The 17,790-nt window shown below is 62.3% G+C and carries 12 protein-coding genes; 4 read left to right on the top strand and 8 right to left on the bottom strand.

Features of this window, described 5'->3' with window-relative positions:
• Nucleotides 1-6: 6 nt before the first annotated feature.
• The 4 genes from OJ996_RS20975 to OJ996_RS20990 form a co-directional block, all read right to left on the bottom strand.
• A complete protein-coding gene (locus tag OJ996_RS20975; RefSeq protein ID WP_264515640.1) occupies nucleotides 7-930 on the bottom strand; it encodes a hypothetical protein in 924 nt (307 codons plus the stop codon).
• 63 nt (nucleotides 931-993) lie between these two features.
• A complete protein-coding gene (locus OJ996_RS20980; protein ID WP_264515641.1) occupies nucleotides 994-4,911 on the bottom strand; it encodes a DUF7133 domain-containing protein in 3,918 nt (1,305 codons plus the stop codon).
• Nucleotides 4,912-5,699: 788 nt separating this feature from the next.
• Entirely contained in the window at nucleotides 5,700-6,983 is a 1,284-nt protein-coding gene (gene icd / locus OJ996_RS20985; RefSeq protein ID WP_264515642.1) for an NADP-dependent isocitrate dehydrogenase, read from the bottom strand.
• Between the two features lie 491 nt (nucleotides 6,984-7,474).
• Nucleotides 7,475-7,801, bottom strand: a complete 327-nt coding sequence (locus OJ996_RS20990; protein WP_264515644.1) for a hypothetical protein — start codon at nucleotides 7,799-7,801, stop codon at nucleotides 7,475-7,477.
• Between the two features lie 114 nt (nucleotides 7,802-7,915).
• Here OJ996_RS20990 and OJ996_RS20995 point away from each other — a divergent pair, with 114 nt between their 5' ends.
• A complete protein-coding gene (locus OJ996_RS20995) occupies nucleotides 7,916-8,311 on the top strand; it encodes a VOC family protein (protein ID WP_264515645.1) in 396 nt (131 codons plus the stop codon).
• 4 nt (nucleotides 8,312-8,315) lie between these two features.
• Here the strand turns inward: OJ996_RS20995 and rho are convergent, their stop codons facing one another.
• The 4 genes from rho to trpS all read right to left on the bottom strand — a co-directional run bounded on the left by rho (nucleotide 8,316) and on the right by trpS (nucleotide 13,292).
• Entirely contained in the window at nucleotides 8,316-10,193 is a 1,878-nt protein-coding gene (gene rho / locus OJ996_RS21000; protein WP_264515646.1) for a transcription termination factor Rho, read from the bottom strand.
• 42 nt (nucleotides 10,194-10,235) lie between these two features.
• A complete protein-coding gene (locus tag OJ996_RS21005) occupies nucleotides 10,236-10,988 on the bottom strand; it encodes a YebC/PmpR family DNA-binding transcriptional regulator (RefSeq protein ID WP_264515647.1) in 753 nt (250 codons plus the stop codon).
• A 346-nt stretch (nucleotides 10,989-11,334) separates the two neighbouring features.
• Complete coding sequence (locus OJ996_RS21010; RefSeq protein ID WP_264515648.1) at nucleotides 11,335-11,970, bottom strand: alpha/beta fold hydrolase; 636 nt, start codon at nucleotides 11,968-11,970, stop codon at nucleotides 11,335-11,337.
• 353 nt (nucleotides 11,971-12,323) lie between these two features.
• On the bottom strand, nucleotides 12,324-13,292 hold the full coding sequence (gene trpS / locus OJ996_RS21015; RefSeq protein ID WP_264515649.1) for a tryptophan--tRNA ligase: 969 nt from the start codon (nucleotides 13,290-13,292) through the stop codon (nucleotides 12,324-12,326).
• A gap of 169 nt (nucleotides 13,293-13,461) precedes the next feature.
• Here trpS and OJ996_RS21020 point away from each other — a divergent pair, with 169 nt between their 5' ends.
• The 3 genes from OJ996_RS21020 (at nucleotide 13,462) to mfd (ending at nucleotide 17,790) form a co-directional block, all read left to right on the top strand.
• Complete coding sequence (locus OJ996_RS21020; protein ID WP_264515650.1) at nucleotides 13,462-14,166, top strand: SDR family oxidoreductase; 705 nt, start codon at nucleotides 13,462-13,464, stop codon at nucleotides 14,164-14,166.
• A 2-nt stretch (nucleotides 14,167-14,168) separates the two neighbouring features.
• The gene (locus OJ996_RS21025) at nucleotides 14,169-14,540 is read left to right on the top strand and encodes a hypothetical protein (RefSeq protein ID WP_264515651.1); all 372 of its coding nucleotides are present in this window, start codon (nucleotides 14,169-14,171) and stop codon (nucleotides 14,538-14,540) included.
• 76 nt (nucleotides 14,541-14,616) lie between these two features.
• Nucleotides 14,617-17,790, top strand: coding sequence for a transcription-repair coupling factor (mfd, locus tag OJ996_RS21030; protein ID WP_264515652.1), 3,174 nt, complete (start codon nucleotides 14,617-14,619; stop codon nucleotides 17,788-17,790).

Consider the following 17,790-nt stretch of genomic DNA (forward strand, 5'->3'; position numbering starts at 1 on the left):
CGCCCCTCACTTCTTCCCGACCGGCCCGATGTAGCGCTTCGCCACCACCACGTTGTCGAAGCTCACCACATTTACCGGATTTTTGGTCCAGAGCTCGGTGATATAGCTTTCGAGTGTCAGCGCATTCGCCTTCAGCGACTCGGTCTTCCGCCAATTGATCCCGCGCCAGTGTCCTTGGAGTGCGCCATTGATCCAGAAGGCCTGCTCTCCATCCGGCTCCCCCGGGGTATTGTGCTTCAACATGAACTCCACGCAGATCCAACGATCCTTGGGTATCAGGTCCGCGGTCGGCACGGCGAAGGAGTTGCCCCAGTAGTTCCCGTCCCTCGATACGTCCATCTCGTGCCAGTAGCTGTAGAAGTTCCAGCGTCCCGGTGCCGCGAACTTCCCCCAGTTACCCCACGGCTCGATCGCGGTGGAGAAGCGATCGCTTCCATCCGGCTTCTTGCCCGCGCCACCGAAGCCGCTCCACTTCTCCCCTCCCCTCAGTCCCTTGTTCGCTCGCAGGGTTACGAAGTGATGCACATAGCCGCAGCCCGCATCGAAGCGCGTGTAGAAGCGGATGAAGACGATATCCGCCGGCTCGAACCACTTGGTAAGACCTCCGCCGGTATCCGATGCCAGATGGGCCTCCACCCGCAGGCAGCGCTCCCCCAAGCCCGATCCCGCTCCTGAAAAGGAGAGCACCTTGCCGTCCTTGTTGCCGATTTCGTCCCACGCCTTCCCTAGGCCGCCGCTCTCGAAATCATCGCTGAAGATCACCTCGGGATTATTGGCGATCCCCTTGTCCTCAGGATAGGCTGCCGCCAGCCCCTGGCCCGAGGGCAAGCCGCCGGTGGCGGCAAGGTTCGCTTTCCCTCCCGGATCCCCGCCCGCTCGGAGCGAGACAGGCAGGGCCAACATTACCAGAATGACGGGCTTAAAGAACATGGGCCGATAGGTATCTACCTATCGGCCCATGCCTGAATTACAACAATCGGAGATCCGATCGCATCACGGGGTCACGATCTCGGGCGCCGGGCGCTTCTTGGGTGCCGGATCCTTGCCCTTCTGCGCTTCGAGCCACGCAACCACATCGCGCAACTCGGCAGGCGAGAGAATCGCCCCCATCGGCGGCATGGCGGAGACCGGCGGCAGCATGGACTCGAAGTCGCTCTTCTTCACCCGCAGCACCTTGCCGCTGCTATCCACATCCACATGGTCCGCGGTGTCCGAAAGCACGATGCCCGAAACGGTTTTCCCGCCTTTGAGCGTCACCGTCGTGATTCCGAAACCTTCCGCCACCTTCGCGCCGGGATTGACCAGAGACTCGAGGAAGAACTTCGCATCACCCTTCTTGCCGATGGCTTCAAGGTTCGGGCCGGCATCGCCGCCGCCGTGACCACCACCCGCAGCATGGCAGCGCATGCACTGGGCAGCCGGTTGCGATTCGAAGATCTGCCCGCCCTTCTTGGCATCGCCACCCTGCAGCGATCCGAGATAGGGTGCCAGCGGATCTTGGGAAGCGGCGAGCGCCGCCTTGTAGGCTTCCAGCGATGACTTCACCGCCGGCTCCGTGCGCTTGGCAGCAGCATCGAGCAACTCCAAAGCGGAGGGAGAGACGCCCGAGCTCGCCTTCAGCTTGTCGAGCGCGTCGGTGAACAAGCTATCGATGCCGGGGCCTTGCAGGGCAGCGGCGACCTTCCATGCTTCTTGCTGACGGTGAGCATTCGCATGCGAGGTTGCGGCACGCACCGCCTTGAGAGCGGCTTCCGGACTGGTCGCAGCGAGGCGCTTCACCGCGCCGATGGCGAGATCGTCGTCCTTGCCTCCCGCCAGTTCAGCCAGCAGGGAATCGAGTCCCTCCGGCTTGCGGGTGGAGTAAAGCTCAAGCGCTTCCGAGCGGGCCGCCCCCGGCAGGCTGGAGTTCATCACCAGCCCCTTGAGCGCGCCATTATCCACGGAGGAAAGGTCGAGCTTGTAGGTCTTCAGCAGCGCAATGGAGGGCTCTGCCAGCTTGCCATCCAACTTGAGTAAGCCGGTCAAGGCCGGGTTCAGCACCGCGGTCACCTTCGCGGCATCCCGCTCGGGCAGCGGCGCGACGCGCCCCAGCGATTGATCCACCAGCGGCGGCTTGCTCCAGATGCCGATCAGGCGCAGCGCTTCTTCGCGGGCATAGGCCGGAGCCTTGGGATCGAGCACCACGTTGAGCACGCGCTTGAGATTGGCATCGTCGCCCAAGCGGAAGGCACTATGAAGCAGACGGCGCCAGTCCATCTGCGTGAGATTCGCCGGCAGTTCGTCGAGCAATGCTGCCACCGCCGGGCGCACTTCCTCGATGCCTGCGTCATGAATGCCCCGCAAGGCTTCACGCGCCACCTTCGCATCGTCATCGTGCAGGAACGCGGCGATCTGCGGGTCCTTCATCTTGCGCAGCGCGATCACGGCGGCGAGACGCACGGCAGGATCTTCATGCTGGTTCAGGGCGGAGATCTTCCGAGGATCTCCGAATAGGGTCAGAGCATAAGAACCTGCGTGGCGGATGTAGGGATCCTGGTTCTTCTCCAGCATCTCCCAGATGAAAGGCATCGCGGCACCCACCTTCATCTTGCCCGCCGCAATCGCGGCAAAACCACGCACACGCAGGGACTCATCGGTCAAGAGCTTGGCGAAAGGAACATTCGGATCCTCAAGCCCCGATTCACCGATCACCTTGATCGCCTGTGCCCGCACTTCAGGATCGGAATCGACCACAAAGGGCAGGATCAGCTTGAGCGCTTTCTCGCGCACATCCTTCCCGGCAATCGCCACAAACTCATCACCGCTCGATGGCAGCACCGCGGAACCGCGGCGTGCGATGATGCCCAAGCCCCAAACCCCGTGCAAACGGGTGATCGTGTCCTTGCCTTCCTTCGCCACCTTGCCCAGCACTTCCATGCCATCGGGCTTGCGGGTGAGGGCGAGTTGGGCCCGGGTGCGCACGCGCATGTCCGCATGCGAGAGCAGTTTTTCAAGGCCCGGCGACGGACGCTTCTCGAAGCCACGCTCGATGATCTCGGCCGTTTCAGCCGCTTCCTCGGCGCGGAACATCTTGTCGGCGTTCAGCGAGTAAACGCGACCGTCCTGATGCGATTCCCAGCCACCGATAAAGTCGGTCACGTAGAGATTGCCATCCCACGAGTATTCCACGTCGGTCACGGCCGCACCCCAGTTGAGCTGGCGCGAGTCGGTCATGCGCATCCCTGCACCGGAGCGCTCGACCTTGAAGGACCAGATCCCGGAGTTTGCAGCGCCGCCACGATAGTCGCAGATCAGGAAGCGACCCGCTTCGCTCTCGAGGAAACCCGTGCCCGGATGATAGGTCAGGCCCGAGGGGCCGGAGGTCAGGTTCGCCACCGGCGGCACGATGTACGAGGGCTGCTTGTCATTCAGCGGGGCCCACATCATCTCTTCCATCCAGCGGTTCACCGGATGCTCCTCCATGCCGATCTGGCGGTGGAAACTGTGCAGTGCCTGGTGATCCATGGTCCAACCGGAGTCGGCACCTTCCATCACGTAGACGACGCGAGCTTGGTCGCCTTGGTCGGAGTTGTTGTCCACGGAGATGGCGTTGCCATACTCGTCGAAGGCGAGCTCCTTCGGATTGCGGAGGCCGGTGTGGATGACTTCGAAATTCGAGCCGTCGGGATCGAAGCGGAAGACGCAGCCTTGGTCGGGCATCTCGTAATGCTTCCCTTCCTTGGTAGTAAGGTTCATGCCGCGGTCACCGAGCGTGCCGTAGATGCGGCCGTCCGGTCCGAGCGCGAAGCCGTTCAAGTCGTGACCGGAGAAGGACACGCGCACGCCGAAGCCGTCGAAAAGCACCTTGCGCTCCTCGGGCTTGTCGGCCTTGCCATCGCCGTCCTTGTCCCGCAGCACCCAGATGTTCGGGATGCAGGCCATGTAGACGGTGCCCTCGTATTCAAAGACACCGGCGGCAGGACCATCGAGCAGATCGTTGAAGCCATCGGAGAAGATCGAGGAGTTCGCGGATTTCCCGTCTTCGCCGGGAGTCGAGAGCACCCGCACCTTGTCGGCAATCTCGGTCAGGAACTTCAGCGAGGCTTTCTCGGACTTGCCCTGCCACTTCTCATGCATCTTGCGGCGGTCGGCCGTGGTGCGTGCGGAGATGTCATCCAAGTACCAGTAGAGGTGATCGCGGTTGTCCGGCACGCCGTGACGGAAACGGTGCGTCTCGGTCACGTAGATCTCGCCCTTCTCGCCGAAAGCCAAGGCGGTCGGAGAGGTCACGCCGCCGTTTTTGTAGTCCGCCACGATCTTCACCTTCGTGCCTACCGGCACGGTCAGGCCGCCAATCACATCGCTCGCGACGAGCCCCGCCATGTGCGGCTTGCCTCCCTTCGTCGGCGGCGGGAACTTCTGGTTCGCGTAGTCCGTGATGAGGAAGTGGTCCGCGGCGATCACGCCCCAGCCTCCTGTCACCTCGTCGTAGATGCGGATCTGGGCACTCTTGCCCTTGTATTGGGTCACATCCCAAACCTGCGTGCGAAATTGGAGCGAGCCTTCGCCCGTCGCATCAAGCACGGCCTTCCCATCGACAATGAGCTGCACGCCCACTTTACCCGGGTGCTTGCCGCCCGCGATCAGGAAGCAGATATAGTTCTCGGTGATCTTGAACTCAGGCGAGGTCAGCGAACCCGTCGCCACATCGCCACCATGCGCCGAGCATGCGACCGAATCCTGGGCATAAGCCGTGAGCGGTGCCGTCAGTCCGTCGATCTGCGCGCCGCTGGGTGCCAGGCCGAAGGCGGTTCCCTCGACCTTCCAGTCGCCGTAACCGTCGCCCTCGAAGGCCTGCAAGACCTTCGTGGCGGCCAAGGAGGAGCCGGTGGCAAAGAGCAGCCCGGAGGCGCAGAGCAATGGGATTCTCATCGCCGGAAACGCTAGCGACAGACGGGGGCTTGGCAATGATCCATGGCGGCGGGTTTTCTCCGGGTGTGACATGAGCCGGGGAAACGCCGGGGAAGCCCGGATCTTTCACAGATGACGCGGCGGGAATGCCGGGATTGCACGAAATTCCACCCTCTTTTGCACCCTCGCCATCGACAGCAAAGAGCCCCTCACCTTCACAGCGATGGGGCGGGAAGGGAGATTTCCCGGCAGCCCGGCAAGCATCCCATCAGCCCACCTTCCGCGCATGCTCACCGGAACAATCCGCACAGAGAACCGCTCCTTCGTGAACGCCCCCCTCCGAAGCGAGGACAATCTTACTCCCGCATCTGCCGCACTTGCTTCCCGCGATCTGCTTAAACTCCGGATCATCCGGGGGAACTCCAACCGCATCTTCTCTCCGGCCGATTACCTTCGATGGTGCGAAAAGGAATGCTATACCCATCAGCGAACCGAGAAGCGGAATAATCAGCAGAAAACCAAACCAGAGCGGCCAATCGCAATCCCTGAGCCGCGGCCAAATCACCAAGAGCAGCAAGATGGGTAGCGAGCACAATACCAAGCCGACTTCGACCTCCTCAAGAATCCGGTGCGTGGACCAGAAGCTGTGCACATACATGAGGACGGCATAAGGAAGTCTAGTGAGCCTGTAGCTGAACATGAGCAGGGGCGCTTCGAAACCACCATGATCCGATTGAGCGAAAGGACAAGAACTAGAAAGCACGGCCCCTTCCGGGGCCGTGCTCAGTGGAAACTGAATTGGCGGGAGATCAATCCATCGCCTTGATGATCGCGTCGCCGAACTCCGAGCACTTCACTTCCTTCGCGTCGTCCATGAGGCGGGCGAAGTCGTAGGTGACGGTCTTGGAGCCGATGGCGCCGTTCACGCCCTTGATGATGAGGTCGGCAGCCTCGGTCCAGCCGAGGTGGCGGAGCATCATTTCGCCGGAAAGAATCACGGAACCGGGGTTTACCTTGTCCAGGTTGGCATACTTCGGTGCGGTACCGTGAGTAGCCTCGAAGATCGCGTGGCCGGTGACGTAGTTGATGTTACCGCCGGGAGCGATGCCGATGCCGCCGACGCAGGCGGCGAGGGCGTCCGAGATGTAGTCGCCGTTCAGATTCAGCGTGGCCACCACGGAGTATTCCGCCGGGCGGGTGAGAATCTGCTGCAGGAAGGCGTCGGCGATGACGTCCTTGATGATGATGCCTGCGCCGCGCTTGCCTTCCGGGATCTTGCACCATGGGCCGCCGTCGAGTTCCACCGCGCCGTACTCCTTTTTGGCCAGCTCGTAGCCCCAGTCACGGAAGCCACCTTCGGTGAACTTCATGATGTTGCCCTTGTGGACGAGGGTCACGGAGTCCTTCCCTTCGGCGATCGCGTATTCGATCGCGGCTCGCACGAGGCGCTCGGTGCCTTCTTCCGATACCGGCTTCACACCGTAGCCGGCGGTTTCCGGGAAGCGGACCTTCTTGGCCAGCGCGGGATACTTCTCGCTCAGGAACGCGCCAAAGGCCTTCGCCTCATCGGTGCCGGCCTTGAATTCGATACCGGCGTAGATGTCCTCGGTATTCTCACGGAAGATCACCATGTCGGTGAGGTCCGGGCGCTTCACCGGGCTCGGCACACCTTCGAACCAACGCACCGGGCGCAAGCAGACATAGAGATCGAGAATCTGGCGCAGGGCCACGTTCAGCGAGCGAATGCCACCACCAACCGGAGTAGTCAGCGGGCCCTTGATGCCGACGAGGTATTCGTCGAAGGCCTTCAGGGTGTCGTCCGGGAGCCACGCCTTGCCGAGATCGGAGACCTTGTCCTTAAAGAGATCGTAGGACTTCTCGCCAGCCAACACTTCGAACCAGGAGATCTTGCGCTTGCCACCGTAGGCTTTCTCGACCGCGGCATCGAACACCTTCTGCGAGGCCTTCCAGATATCCGGGCCAGTGCCGTCACCTTCGATGAACGGAATGACGGGCTGATCCGGAACGTTGAGGATGCCATCCTTGATGGTGATCTTGTCTCCGGCGGGCGGGGTCAGGTGTTCGTAAGCCATGGTGTCTGAAAAATCCGGGCGGAGTGAACAAGGCCAATGGGGTGCCGTCAAAAGCAATCCAAGCCTGAGAGCCATGATCCCTTTGCCTGCTATCACCTGCGGATCGATTGTGAATAACTTGGGAAAAGGCTCCTAGCTCCCTGCCCTCCCACAAAGCAAGCCACGCGCCAGGAAAAAGTGGCCCGTGTCATGGGCTGGAAAATGCCGATCCGTGACAAGGACCGTCGGGAAACTCTTGTTCACCACGAAAAACTGTTGGGGAGCCGCGACAAAAGCACCCAATCGACTCACTCTTAATCACTTGAAATGTTACAAGAGCGTTACACACGGATTATACCCAAGTTATTCACAAGGTTTCACGGCTCTTTTTGAGGTGATTTCTTCGTGGTTCCGGCAGTTCTGCGGGGGCATTTCGGACGCCGATGCGGCCTCCAAGGCAGGATCCAGCCGATTGTGAATAACATGAGGATTACTCCCCGTGGCCGGAATCCTCAAAAAGAACGTCGCGACAAAGCCGCGCCGGTGCGGGCCGGTCCTCCGCCAGTGAGAATCCGCAGGACGCCTCCGATCACCTTTGCCACCACCACGAAGACCGCGACGAAACACGCCACAACCGCCAGCAGGACCACGGCGACAATCCCCAGCAAAACCCACAGTGGCCACCAGCGGCGATCAAAAGTCACCACCCGGCCACGCATCGAGCGCCAAGCATCTTCCGCCCGGCTTTGGGCGGATTGCCGGGGCTGCGGCGGCGGAGGCGCGGGGCTTCCGTCGATCTCCAGAACTTCGGCTTCGATGATATCGGGCACGGCGCTCATCCTCGCCGATCCTCCCGCCGGGGCAATTCGAAGTTTACCCGGAAGTTGGAAGCGGGTCCGCTTTGGGCATGACGCCCTGCAGCGCTCGCGCTATGTCCAAGACACTGGATATCCATGAAACGAGTCACCGGCATTGGCGGAGTCTTCATCAAGGCCAAGGACCCAGAGGCATTGGGGAGTCGGTACAAGCGACACCTCGGGATCGACATCAAAGAATGGGGCGGCTTCACCTTTCACTGGCACACGCCGGAGGAGCCTAATCCCCACGGAGCCACCGTGTGGGGTCTCTTCAAGGAGGACAGCAGCTACTTCGGAGCGGGCAGCGCGCCCTTCATGATCAACTACCGTGTCCACGATCTGGCATTTCTGTTAGACGCCCTGCGCCGCGAGGGCTGTGCGGTCGAGCCGAAAACCGAGGACTCGGAATACGGGAAATTCGGCTGGGTCACGGATCCGGAGGGGAACCGTGTGGAGCTATGGGAGCCGCCGCCGGGGCCTGCGGCGGATTGAACGATCAACCCTTGATCTCGAGCAGCATCTGCGGGTTGTTCGGGAATTTCTTCACGAAGTAGAGCAGGCGCTCCATTGCCTCCACCGGGCGGTGGCCCGAGAGGCCGCGGCGAATCAGGTGGATCTTGTGCAGCATATGCTCGGGCAGCAGCAACTCTTCGCGCCGCGTGCCGGATTTGAAGATGTCCACCGCAGGGTAGATGTAGTTCTCCGCGATCTTGCGATCCAAGACGAGCTCCATGTTACCGGTGCCCTTGAACTCTTGGAAGATCGCTTCATCCGCCCGGCTGTTCGTCTGGATCAGCGCCGTGGCGAGAATCGTCAGCGAGCCGGCCTCGCGGGTATTGCGCGCGGCGGCAAAGAGGCGACGCGGCACTTCCAGCGCACCCACCGTAATGCCACCGGTGCCGATGCCGCGGCCGTGCTGGCGGGCACCACCATTGTAGGCGCGGGCCAGACGCGTGATCGAATCCATCAGCAGGAAAACATGGCGACCGGACTCCACAAGACGCTTCGCACGCTCGATGCAAAGCTCCGCGATGCGGCAGTGGCTGCGGGCACCTTCGTCGTTCGAGCTGGCGTAGATCTCGGCACCCGGAAGGGTACGGCGGAACTCCGTCACTTCTTCCGGCCGTTCGTCCACGAGCAGGATCATCAGGTGCAGCGATTCATCGTGCAGCTCGCGCACGGCTTCCGCGATGTGCAGTAACAGAGTGGTCTTGCCCGAGCGCGGCGGTGAAACGATCAGGCCGCGCTGGCCGCGACCGACCGGTGCCATCAGGTCCAGTGTGCGCGTGGTGAAACGCTCCGGCGTGGTCTCGAAGCTGATCCGCTTGTTCGGGTTCACCGCCTTCAGTTCCTCGAAGGCCGGCAGCCGCTTGGCATCTTCCGGACTGAGATCGTTGATGGCGGTCAACTCGACCAGTTGCTGGCCCCGCGATCCATCTTGGGCGAGACCGTGAATCCATACACCGGGGCGCAGACCGTAGCGGCGCACCATCTCCGGCGAAACAAATACATCGTCGCGCGCTTGCTCAAAGTTCTTTGAAGGCACGCGCAGGAAGCCGAAGCCCTTCGGCGCGAGTTCCAGCATGCCGTTCACTTCGACCTTCGGGCCTGTAAATGCCGGTGCTTTCTCGACCGGCTCGGAACCACCTTGTCGCTCGGCACGTTCCTGACGATCACGACGGTCACCGCGCTCTTGGCGCTCCCCGCGGTCCTGGCGTTCGCCTTGGACTTCACCACCGCCGGAGCGACCTTCGCGTTCGCGCTCACGGCGGCGTTTGCGACGACGCTTGCGACGCTCGCGATTTGCCTCGGTGCGATCGCGGGATCCACCTTCCTGCGGCTGTCCCCCGCCTTGGTGGCGATTCTGCTCGCCGGGATTCTCACGAGGCTCACGGTTTTCACGAGGCCCACGCTCCTCCCGCTGGGCGACCCGTCCCCCGCCGGGCACGCGGCCGAAGGCAGTCGGACGATTCTCACCTAGAGTGGACTCCTGCGGGGCAGGCGCTTCCACCGGGGCGGAGGCCCCCTTCGCGGCGGGCTTCTCCTCGCGTGCTACGGGAGCGGCGGGCTCTGCGAGCGGGAAAGATTTCTCCTCGGAGGCCACCGCCTTCTTGCGAGCCGCCTTCTTGGCTGGCTTCGGTGTCGCCTCAACGGGCACGTCGAGCAACGGCAGCACGGCTTGAGTCGGCGCTTCCTCCGCGGCTTTCGCCTTCGCCACCTTTTTCGTAGCTGCCTTCTTTGCGACGGCTTTCTTCGCGACAGCCTTTTTGGCGGCTTTCTTCGCGGCCTTCTTCGCAGCGGGCTTCGGTTCGGAGGATGAGGTGTCCGCGGCGGATTCGTAGCCGGCGGTGTCCTGGGGCGTATTATGGCTCATTCAAAAAAGGGGCGGCGCCGGCGATAGGTTTGACCGGCAGGCTTATGAGTCGAGGGCGACGAGGACTTCCTCGGCCACTTCGAAATTGGTGAAAACATTCAGGGTGTCGTCGTAGGCATCCAGCAGGTCGTAGAGTTTCATGACCTGCCGTGCGATCTCGGGATCGGCGACGACGGAGGGATTCTGGGGGACGGAAACGAGCTTCTCGGAAGCGATGTGGAAACCCGCGCCGCGCAATTCCCCGGCCACGGCAGCCAGCTCGGTCGGGGAGGTGTAGACCACGTGCTCGCTTTCATCGCTCTGCACGTCATCCGCACCGGCGAGGATCCCGGCCTCCATCATGCGGTCCTCATCAATGCCGTCCGCTGCGATCCGGATCTCGCCTTTGCGGTCGAACTGGTAGGTCACGCTACCGGGGGTGGCGACGCTACCGCCATTCTTGGAAAAAATCGTGCGGATATCGGCCGCGGTACGGTTCAGGTTGTCGGTGGCGGCTTCGATCAGGAATGCCACACCGGCCGGGCCGTATCCTTCGTAAGTGACCTCCTGGATTACCTCGCCTCCGAGCTCGCCCAGACCCTTCTTGATCGCGCGGTCGATGTTGTCCTTCGGCATCGAGACGGCCTTGGCATTATCGACGGCGGCGCGGAGACGGGCATTCATGCCGACGTCGCCACCTCCGGCACGGGCTGCGAGCGCGATTTCATGGGCGCACTTGCTGAACACCCTGCCTTTGATGACATCGACGCGAGCCTTGATGTGCTTGACCTTCGACCACTTGTTGTGACCAGCCATTCGCTTGGGATGCGGGAAAACGGGGAAAGAGCGGGAGCAGGACGATGCGCGGCGGCGCGTGCCACTTCCCTGTTAGGAAAGACGTGAACGGATTTCGGGGTACGACGTGACCGGGTATGGGGAATCCTTGCCAGTTGCGAGACCGTCGCGGCAGGGGGTTCAAACCCGGGGGCGGCTGCAACATTCGCAACTGCCAACGTCCATTGGACAGAACGAAGTTTGCTCCTAGTTCCGCATTTGGCAACCCAAAATTTCCCTAGGGAAATGCGGGATTCCGCGCATCCCGGGGACAGATTTCTTTTTGAAAATCGATCCTTGGAGATACCTCCGGCCTAAAATTCCAATTTTACTTCGACGTCTCTTCCGCGACTTCTCCCAGGATCGCCAAGCGGCAGTTCGCGTGTTCCCACATCGGGCGCGAACCATGATCAAGCCCCTCGGCTTCGACCCTCTTCCACGAGAGTGCCCACGCTTTCGTCTCCGCCAATTGCCTGGCCTCCTCATGGCAATTCCTGCCGCGCTCGATGCGGGTCGGCCCCTGTCGCATCGCCCGCTTGCCGGTCGAGAGATCCTTGAGGCCCACATCGCCGGTACCGAGATACAGCGTCAACGGGGCCGCCAGGTAGCGCCGGAGCGCAGTGTCGGATGCTAACTCATCCGGCAAACCGCCGAAGCCATAAGGATAGGCCTGATCGCGGTCCGGAAAAATCAGCGAACCCGGATTCACGAGGACCATCCGCTTCGCCTCATTCGGATACAGCGCCGCCATACGCCCGAGGAACTGTGCACCGGCCGAGTGGCCCACGAGGTAGTATGGCAAGTCGCGCCCCTCACGCTCGAAGACCTGCGCGAGCAGCGGCGCGAGATAGTTGAAGGTCCATTGCGCCTTCGGTTGAAGCTTGCCTTTCCTCATCACTCCCCCCTCCTGATAGGCCTCGACATCAAAGCGTACGCGGTCGAACTCCGGCACGACGAGCAACATGCCAGCCTCGTGGCGAGCTCCCGCGCTCCATCGCGATAACCCTCCGCATTCCGGCTCGCACCGTGAAAGAGAACCAGCAGAGGGCCGCTGGCGTAATTCGCAGGTCGATGCCCGTAGACTTGGATCGGCAACCCGCCGTGCTGGCATTCGAACTGGAAGTCGCCTTCCTGAATCTTTTCCACCGCATGTGCCGGAGCCGGACCATCTCTCGCCACGGTTGGGAGAGCCGCAGCCAGCCATGCAGCGCCTATCGCGATGCCGCACAGGGGCTTGAACGCGTGAAGGGGCGAGGCAGCAGATGGACACTTCGGCATCCCCGTCTTACCCCGCAGCATCGCCGATCTATCAGATCATCATGCCAAGCCCACGGCCTTGCGCACGCGGTCGATCACCGGCGCGGCAGCAGCACGTGCCTTCTCAGCGCCCTGTGCCAAGACCTGATCGACGAAGCCTGGATCTGCCAGCAACTCGGCACGCCGCACGCGCATGGGCTCGAAGCGGGCTTCGTAGGCTTCCAGCAGGCGCTTCTTGAAGTCACCATAGCCGATACCGCCGCGGTCATAGTCGGCCTCCATCGCGGCCACTTGCTCGTCATTCGCCATCAGACGATAGAGTGCGAGCAGTGTGGAATTCTCCTTCGGCTTCGGTGCCTCGAGCGCCGTCGCGTCGGTCACGAGCTTCTTCATGATGAGCTTCTTCGCCTCGCCCTCTTCGGCGAAAAGCGGGAGCGTGTTGCCATAGCTCTTGCTCATCTTCTGGCCATCGAGTCCGGGCACCACGGCAGTCGCCTCGCGGATCATCGGTTCCGGCACCACCAGGGTTCCTTCGCCATAGGCTTCGTTGATCTTGCCAGCCAGATCCCGCGTGATCTCCAGATGCTGCTTCTGGTCCTTGCCCACCGGGACACAATTGGAATCGTAGAGCAGGATGTCCGCCGCCATCAGGATCGGATAGGCGAAGAGGCCGTGATGCGGGGAGAAGCCGTGGGCGATCTTGTCCTTGTAGGAGTGGGCCTTCTCAAGCTGGCTCACCGGGCAAACATTGGAGAGGATCCACGCCAACTCGTTCACCTCCGGCACCGCGCTCTGCAGGAAGAAGGTCGAGCGCTTCGGATCGAGTCCGGCCGCCAGGAAATCAATCGCGAGCTCGCGGGTGAAGCTGCGGAGCTCATCCGGATTCTTCACCGTCGTCATCGCGTGGTAGTTCGCAATGAAGTAGAAGGCCTCGCCCTCGTCTTGCAGGCGCACGGCAGGCTCCATCGCGCCGAAGTAGTTGCCGACGTGAAGTTTACCGCTGGGCTGCAGACCGGTCAAAATGCGCATGGGCGGGAAGATGGACAGGTCGGCGGGGGCTGGTCAAGGGAGGCCTAAGGCGGCCCCCGTTTGCTAGTTTTCAGTGTTCGGTTTTCAGGGAAAGGCAGTTGCGAAAGTCCGCCTGCGAACTGAACACTGAAAACTAGCAAACTCCTTTCGCGGATGGAAAGCTCCCGTCATGCAGCGTCTTGCCGGGTCCACCGTCCTTGTCACCGGAGCTTCCAGCGGTATCGGCCGGGCGCTGTCCGAAATGCTGATCGAGCAGGGAGCCTCGGTCCTCGGCGTCACCCGCCGACCGGCGGCCTTGCCTGCCGGGGTTGCTCCCATCGAGGCGGATTTGACCAAGCGGGAAGAAGTCCAGGAGGTATTTCATCGTCTCGGCCGCATCGATGCGCTCGTGAACTGCGCGGGGATCGCCTACCTCTCCCGCATCATCGATGGGAATGCCGCCGACTGGGAAGAGATGTGGCGCGTCAATGTCTTCGCCCTCACACTCTGCTGCCAGATGGCCCTGCGCCATTTCCCGCGTGAGGGCGGAAGGATTGTGAACGTCTCCTCGATGAGTGGTCATCGCGTCCCGCCCACAGGTGGCTTCTACGCCCCCACCAAGTTCGCGGTTAGAGCGGTGACCGATGCCTTGCGCCTCGAACTGAAGGCGGCCGGCCTGCCGATCCAAGTCGCCTGCGTTTCTCCCGGTTTCGTCGATACTCCTTTGCTCGATCAGTACTTCCGCGGCCGCGAAGACGTGCTGAGGAAGACCAAGGAAAGTATGACGATGCTCACTCCGCAGGACGTCGCCTGTGCCATCCTCACCGTCTTGGATGCCCCGGCCCACGTGGAGATCGGCGACATTCTCCTCCGCAGCACGGATCAGCGGATGTGATGATGAACTTTGGGGAGGTCGCCGAGTTCCGCCGTTCCGAGCAAGCCACGGATTTCGCTCAGGCTTGGATCCGCGCACAAGAGGCGGGAGATCTCGCCAGCGAGTGGCACATGAACCTGCTTGGATGGTCCTCCGACAGTCCAGCGCATGTCTTGGGCATCGTGCTTAATCTGTTGGATCTCTCAGCTGAGAACGAGGCGATTAACGAGATTGTGGCCATTGGGCCGGCGGAATGGCTGGTAGAGCATTGTCCGGATGAATTCGCTATCCTTCTACGGGAGGCCATCCGCTCTCATCCCGGCTTTGCATTGGCGACCTCGTGGAAGCGTGCTCATTCGGAGCACCCGAAATGGAAGGCTCTCCACACCACTTGAGTCGGTACATCTCGCATGACGCGAGCAGCGCCAACTTGGGGCTTTCCATTTTCCGATCCGGCCTTAGCTCTCCCCCGTGCCCCGCAAGGCGGAAGCCCAGGATGACTGGCTGTTGCGGGCAATCGGACAGCCGGATTTCAAGCAGCGCCTGGCCCTCGCGGCCTCGGGTGCTGGAGGTGTCGTGTTCGATCACGCCGATGAGGCATCCCATGCTTGGCTCAGCGCCGTGGTGCTGAAGCACCTGATGGGCTCCGGCAAGCGCCGCTTCTGGCTCGTTTGTGAAGGCCCCCGCCAGCGCGAGCGCCTCGCTGCCGAACTCGAACTCTGGGGAATCGATGCCGCCGATCTGCCGGAGCCACCGGTCGAATTGGAAGGCGGCCAACTCGCCGATCCCGAGACTGCGGCCCAGCGTTTGGAGGTTCTGGACATGGCGGCCCAGCGCGAGGCCTGCGTGATTCTCTGCGGGCCTGAGGCTTTTGAGCATCCCGCCCCATCTCCCGCCGAGCTCGCCGGCAGCCGGATTTCGATCCGCCAAGGATCGGATGCCGATCCCCTGGACCTCGCGGCCAAGCTCTCCACCCACGGCTACGACCGCGTGACTACGGTGCAAGGCCGCGGCCAATTCGCGGTCCGCGGCGGCATTCTCGATGTATTCCCATGGCAAGGCGGCCGACCGCTGCGGATCGAGTTCTTCGATACCGAGGTCGAATCACTGCGCGAGTTCGATGTCGATAGCCAGTCCTCCACCGGCAAGCTCGATAGCGCGGAACTCCTCCTCGCCGAGCCCGAACTGGAAGCCACCGTCGCCGACTATCTGCGCCCCGACGATACCCGCATCGCCTATGAGGAAGCGGAGCTCGAAGCCGATGTCCGCATCACCAGCGGCGCTTCTAACAGCGTAGGAGAAGAGGACTTCTCCACCGCCTGTTTCGGCAGTCCGCTCGGCAGCTTCGAGGCTGGCGACTTCGTGCTCGAGCAATCGCGCCGCCAACGCTTCTTCTCCCAACTCGACGAATGGCGGGCGCAGGATTGGAAGATCGGCATGGTCTTCTCGAACAAGGGTGAAGAAGACCGATTCATCGAGCTCGCGGGGCAGGACTCGATCGCGGATTTGATCCGGCTCCGCGGCGAACTGGTGCAAGGTTTCACCGTGCCTGCAGCACGTATGGCCGTGCTCTCCTCCAGCGAGCTTTTCGGCCGCTACCGCACTCCCGGCACCCTGAAGCGTTCGCGCCAAGATGGACACCGCGTGCTGACCGCCCGTGCTTCGTTGGATGACATCGCGGAGGGAGATCTGGTCGTCCACTACGAGTATGGCATCGGGCGCTTCCGCGGCATCGCTCCGGGCGAAAGCGGCGAGGAGATCTCGATCGAGTATCGCGAGGGCGGCCTGCTCTCCGTGCCGATCGATCAGGCGCATCTGGTCGCCAAATATGTGGGTCTCGGCGGCAAGACCCCTGAGCTCAACAAGCTCGGCGGGGCGACTTGGAAGAACATCCGCAAGTCCGCCGAGAAATCGATCCTCGATTACGCCGCACAGTTGCTCCGGGTTCAGGCCGAGCGCCAGGCCGAGCCCGGCATCCCCCACCCTCCCGATTCCCGCTGGATGTGGGAGTTCGAAAACTCCTTCCACTTCACCGAGACGCCCGACCAGCGCCGCGCCATCGAGCAATCGAAGCGCGACATGGAATCAGCCAAACCCATGGACCGCCTGATCTGCGGCGACGTGGGATTCGGCAAGACGGAGGTGGCGATCCGGGCCGCCTTCAAGGCAGCCACCGGCGGCATGCAGGTAGCCGTGTTGGTGCCCACCACCGTCCTCGCGGAGCAACACTGGCGGACCTTCCGCGAGCGGATGAGCGATTACCCGATCCGCGTCGAGTTACTCAACCGCTTCCGCACTCCCGCCCAGATCCGCGAGACCATCCAAGGCCTCGCCGATGGTTCGGTGGACATCGTGATCGGCACCCACCGCTTGATCTCCGGCGACGTGCACTTCAAGAACCTCGCGCTCGCAGTCGTCGATGAGGAGCAGCGCTTCGGCGTGAAGCACAAGGAGAAGTTCAAAGAGCTATTCCGCAGCATCGACGTGATGACCCTCTCCGCCACGCCGATCCCGCGCACGCTCTACATGGCGCTGATGGGTGCACGCGACATGTCCACCATCGACACTCCGCCGCCGAACCGCGTGCCGGTGCACACCAGCGTGGTGCAGTACGATGAGCGGATCATCCGCGAGGCGATCCAGCGCGAGATGAAGCGAGGCGGCCAGGTCTTCTTCCTTCACAATCGTGTGAAGAGCATCGAGATGATGCGCAAGAAGCTGGAGGAATTGGTCCCGGAGGCGCGCATCCTCGTCGGCCACGGGCAGATGGAGAAGGACGACCTGGAAGTGGTGATGCGGAAGTTCGTCCATGGCGAAGCGGACATCCTGCTCGCCACCACCATCATCGAAACCGGCATCGATATCCCGAACGCGAACACAATCCTGATCGACCGCGCCGACCGCTTCGGTCTCGCGGACCTCTATCAGCTCCGCGGACGCGTCGGACGTGCCGGCGAGAAGGCCTATGCGATCCTGCTGCTACCACGCGACTTCATCACGGCGGGCGATGCCCGCAAACGCATCCATGCCATCAAGCAATACACCGCGCTCGGCTCGGGTTTCAAGATCGCCATGCGGGACCTGGAGATCCGCGGCGCGGGCAATCTGTTAGGCACCAAGCAGAGCGGCCACATCGCCGCCGTCGGCTTCGATCTCTACTGCCAGCTCCTGCGCCAATCCGTCGACCGCCTGCAGGGCCGCACGCCGAAGGCACGTGTGGAGGCCAGCTTCCGCAGCGACTTCGTGGCATTCTCGGAGGCAGAGTTCGCGCGCGGCTCCGGCGATGGCGAGCTGTTGCCCGCCTTCCTACCGAACGCTTGGCTCGGCGAAACCCAGCTTCGTGTGAGTGCCTACCGCGAACTCGCCGAAACGATGGTCGAGAAAGATCTCGATCAGATGGAGCGGCGCTGGAGGGACCGCTTCGGTCGCCTCCCGGAAGCCGCGGAAAATCTCATCGTCATCGGACGCATCCGCCTCGCTGCCGCGGGCAAGGGCGTCTCTTCTGTCGAGATCAAGGGCCAGCGCCTCATGCTCCAACGCGGTGGCGACTACATCATGCTCGAAGGCCGCCGCTTCCCCCGACTCGTCTCGGTTGAACCGCGCGACAAGGTCATCGAAGCCCTCGAGATGCTGCGCTCGCTCTGA

It is taken from the genome of Luteolibacter rhizosphaerae, from assembly GCF_025950095.1.
Lineage (GTDB): Bacteria > Verrucomicrobiota > Verrucomicrobiia > Verrucomicrobiales > Akkermansiaceae > Haloferula > Haloferula rhizosphaerae.

Coding starts and splice junctions, on each gene's coding strand:
- OJ996_RS20975 (WP_264515640.1), bottom strand. CDS start 930: ATGTTCTTTAAGCCCGTCATTCTGGTAATGTTGGCCCTGCCTGTCTCG.
- icd (WP_264515642.1), bottom strand. CDS start 6,983: ATGGCTTACGAACACCTGACCCCGCCCGCCGGAGACAAGATCACCATC.
- OJ996_RS20990 (WP_264515644.1), bottom strand. CDS start 7,801: ATGAGCGCCGTGCCCGATATCATCGAAGCCGAAGTTCTGGAGATCGAC.
- OJ996_RS20980 (WP_264515641.1), bottom strand. CDS start 4,911: ATGAGAATCCCATTGCTCTGCGCCTCCGGGCTGCTCTTTGCCACCGGC.
- OJ996_RS21025 (WP_264515651.1), top strand. CDS start 14,169: ATGAACTTTGGGGAGGTCGCCGAGTTCCGCCGTTCCGAGCAAGCCACG.
- rho (WP_264515646.1), bottom strand. CDS start 10,193: ATGAGCCATAATACGCCCCAGGACACCGCCGGCTACGAATCCGCCGCG.
- trpS (WP_264515649.1), bottom strand. CDS start 13,292: ATGCGCATTTTGACCGGTCTGCAGCCCAGCGGTAAACTTCACGTCGGC.
- OJ996_RS20995 (WP_264515645.1), top strand. CDS start 7,916: ATGAAACGAGTCACCGGCATTGGCGGAGTCTTCATCAAGGCCAAGGAC.
- OJ996_RS21010 (WP_264515648.1), bottom strand. CDS start 11,970: ATGTTGCTCGTCGTGCCGGAGTTCGACCGCGTACGCTTTGATGTCGAG.
- OJ996_RS21020 (WP_264515650.1), top strand. CDS start 13,462: ATGCAGCGTCTTGCCGGGTCCACCGTCCTTGTCACCGGAGCTTCCAGC.
- OJ996_RS21005 (WP_264515647.1), bottom strand. CDS start 10,988: ATGGCTGGTCACAACAAGTGGTCGAAGGTCAAGCACATCAAGGCTCGC.